The following is a 2,993-nucleotide window of genomic DNA, read 5'->3' on the forward strand; positions in this document are numbered from 1 at the left end:
GTGTTCCACGCCGTGAGCGCCTTCTGCAACGCGGGCTTCTCGACCTACGGCGACTCGCTGGTCGGCCTGGCCGAGCGGCCCCTCGTGATGACCGCGGTCTCGGTCCTGCTCATCGTCGGCGGTCTCGGCTTCGGCGTGGTCGGGCAGGTGCTGGCCTGGCTGCGCGGGCGCTGGCTGGGGCGCCACGGGCGCGACTTCCGGCTGGGGCTGCACGGGCGCACGGTGCTCGCCGTTTCGGCCCTGCTGCTGGTGGCCGGCACCGCGGCGCTGCTGGCCCTGGAATGGAACCGCGGCCTGGCGGAGTACGGACCGCTGGCCCGCCTCGGGCACGCGTTCTTCCAGTCGGCCACCTGCCGCACCGCGGGCTTCAACAGCATGGACCTCAACCTGCTCTCGCCGGCCAGCCTGCTGCTGATGATCATCCTGATGTTCATCGGCGGCGCCCCGGGCAGCACCGCCGGCGGCGTGAAGGTGACGGCGGTGGCCATCGTCTGGGCCAACCTGCGTTCCATCAGCCGCGGCCTGACGCGGGTGCGCCTCGGCCGCCGCGAGCTCGACCCCGTGCACGTGCAGCGGGCCATGCTCGTGCTCACGGGCGGCCTGGTGGTGGCGGTGCTGGCGCTCTTCGCCCTGCTCGTCACCGAGCGGCAGCCGTTCCTGGCCACCGCCTTCGAGGTCTTCTCGGCCCTGGGCACCGTGGGCCTGACCCTGGGCCTGACCCCGCTCCTGAGCCCCGCGGGCCGGATCGTGGTCATCATCCTGATGTTCATCGGCCGGCTCGGGCCGCTGACCCTGGCCAGCAGCCTGACCGGCTCGGGCCGCGAACCGCGGGTGCGGTTGCCGCGCGGCCGCATCCTGATCGGCTGACGCGCCCGGCGCGCCGGCAAGCGGAAGGACGACTCATGAACAAGATCGCCGTCATCGGCCTCGGCCGGTTCGGCAGCACGGTCGCCGTGGCCCTGGCCCGCAAGGGGGTCGAGGTGCTGGCCGTCGACCGGCGCAGCCCGCTGTTCGAGGCCGTGGCCGACGACGTGGCCGTGGCCGTGGGCTTCGACGCCACCGACATCGCGAACCTGAAGGCCTACGACGTGGGCACCATGGACGCCGTCGTGGTGGCGATCGGCACCAACTTCGAGGCTTCGGTGCTGGTGGCCATGCACTGCAAGCACCTCGGCGTGCCCAAGGTGATCGCCAAGGCGGTCAACGACATGCAGGAGTCGGTGCTGCGCCAGGTGGGGGCCGACATGGTCATCAAGCCCGAGGAGGACATGGGCCTGCGGCTGGCCGAGCACCTGCTCACCGACTCGGTGGTCGACTTCGTGGAACTGCCCGACGGCTACTCCCTGCGCCGCATCACCGTGCCGGAGGAATGGGACGGCAAGTCCCTGGCCGAACTCAACCTGCTCGGGGGCAAGCGCCTGAACCTGGTGCAGATCCACCGCAACGAGGGACCGGCCGAGTCCGGCCACGAACCCCGCGTGACCAAGGTGCCCCTGCCGGGCGGCGGCGAGGTGCTGCGCGCGGGCGACGCCATCGACGTCATCGGGCCCGACCGGGAGCTCGCCAAGTACGAATGACCCGAATGAGGACTTGACGCAGCGGCGGAAAAAGAAAAAAATTCTTGAGTTCGGGAGGGGGAGATGCCTAATCTGAACCCGCACAGCGAATCCGTACGGTTGGTTGAGGTCAGGGATCCGATCCAGCCGTCTTTTGTTTGCCGCGAAGTCCCGAATCACCGCATCAGGCTGGTGACGGTCTGAGTCCATCAAAGGAGTGAAACCATGACCGATCGCAAGATCAAGAACGGTGTCCTGCTTCTCGTGCTGGTGGCCCTGGTGGCCCTGGCCGGTTGCTCCTGCAAGGAGTACGAAGAGCAGATCATGCAGCTGGACGCCCAGATCGCCGAACTGCAGCAGGACCTGTCCGACCGCGACGCCGTGATCAGCGAGCGCGAGCGGGTGGCCGAGGATCTGCGGGCCAACCTGGCCGAGTGCAAGGACGAGAACGCCGTCCTGGTCGAGGAGCTCGAAGAGGTCGTCATGATCTCCGTGCCCGACCAGCTGAGCTTCTCGGCCAGCCAGGTCATCGTGCTCGACACCATGGTGCCGACGCTCGAGGCCATCGCCGCCACCGTGCGCCAGCACGAGAACTGGGACGTGTTCGTCGAGGGCTTCACGGACAACAAGAAGATCCTCGAGGAGTACCAGGAGCAGTACCCGTCGAACTGGGAGCTGGGCGCCTTCCGCTCGGCCGCCGTCGTGCGCTACATGACGAACAACCTGAACCTGCCGGCGGAGCGCTTCGCCGTGGTGAGCTACGGTCCGTACCGTCCGGTGGCGAGCAACGACACCGCCGAGGGCCGTTCGGCGAACCGCATGGTCCGCATCGTCCTGCACAAGGTCGAGCACTAGTCGCCGCGGCCGCCGGCCGCCCGACGACCCCGCCGCGCCCCGGACCCCGGTCCGGGGCGCGGCGTCTTTTTGCACGGGGATCGGTGGGGAATCAGCCGGCCAGGGCGGCCAGGGCGGCCAGGGCGTGGTCGACGTGGGCCGGCGTGTTGAAGGGGCCGAAGGCGAAGCGGACCGTGCCCTGCGGAGCCGTGCCGAGGGCCGCGTGGGCCAGGGGCGCGCACTGCAGGCCCGTGCGCACGGCGACGTTCCAGTCGGCGTCGAGGAAGAGCCCCACCGCCTCGGGCTCGCGGTCGGCCACCGTGAGCGAGACCACGGCCAGGCGCTCCGGCCCGAGGACCGCCTCCTCGTCGGGCGCGAAGCCGGCCAGGGCGATGCGGCCGCGGGCCCGCAGGTCGGCCAGTCCGGCGAGGAAGCGGTCGGCGAGGGCCGCCTCGTGGGCGCGCACCGCGGCGACGCCCCGCTCGCGCACCCAGGCCAGGCCCGCCGCGAGGCCCACGATGCCCACCGTGTTCAGGGTGCCCGCCTCGAGGCGGTAGGGGTACTCGGCGAGGTGGGCGCGCTCGGCCGAGCGCACGCCGGTGC

4 protein-coding genes are annotated in these 2,993 nt (G+C 70.7%); 3 read left to right on the top strand and 1 reads right to left on the bottom strand.

All coding sequences use genetic code 11. The features are described from left to right. The 3 genes from KDM41_17725 to KDM41_17735 all read left to right on the top strand — a co-directional run. Positions 1-867: hypothetical protein (locus KDM41_17725; protein ID MCB1185261.1), on the top strand; the 867-nt coding region annotated here is incomplete at its 5' end. A 35-nt stretch (positions 868-902) separates the two neighbouring features. Further along, entirely contained in the window at positions 903-1,577 is a 675-nt protein-coding gene (locus tag KDM41_17730) for a TrkA family potassium uptake protein (protein MCB1185262.1), read from the top strand. Between the two features lie 204 nt (positions 1,578-1,781). After that, entirely contained in the window at positions 1,782-2,411 is a 630-nt protein-coding gene (locus KDM41_17735; protein MCB1185263.1) for an OmpA family protein, read from the top strand. Between the two features lie 91 nt (positions 2,412-2,502). Here KDM41_17735 and KDM41_17740 read toward each other — a convergent pair. Then, positions 2,503-2,993 (bottom strand): aminotransferase class V-fold PLP-dependent enzyme (locus tag KDM41_17740; GenBank protein MCB1185264.1); only part of this gene is annotated, 491 nt, incomplete at its 5' end.

Source organism: bacterium (assembly GCA_020440705.1).
Taxonomy (GTDB): Bacteria; Krumholzibacteriota; Krumholzibacteriia; order LZORAL124-64-63; family LZORAL124-64-63; genus JAGRNP01.

What these genes read in the sequence shown, in the direction of transcription:
- KDM41_17730 (MCB1185262.1), top strand. Translation starts at nt 903, where the DNA reads ATGAACAAGATCGCCGTCATCGGCCTCGGCCGGTTCGGCAGCACGGTC.
- KDM41_17735 (MCB1185263.1), top strand. Translation starts at nt 1,782, where the DNA reads ATGACCGATCGCAAGATCAAGAACGGTGTCCTGCTTCTCGTGCTGGTG.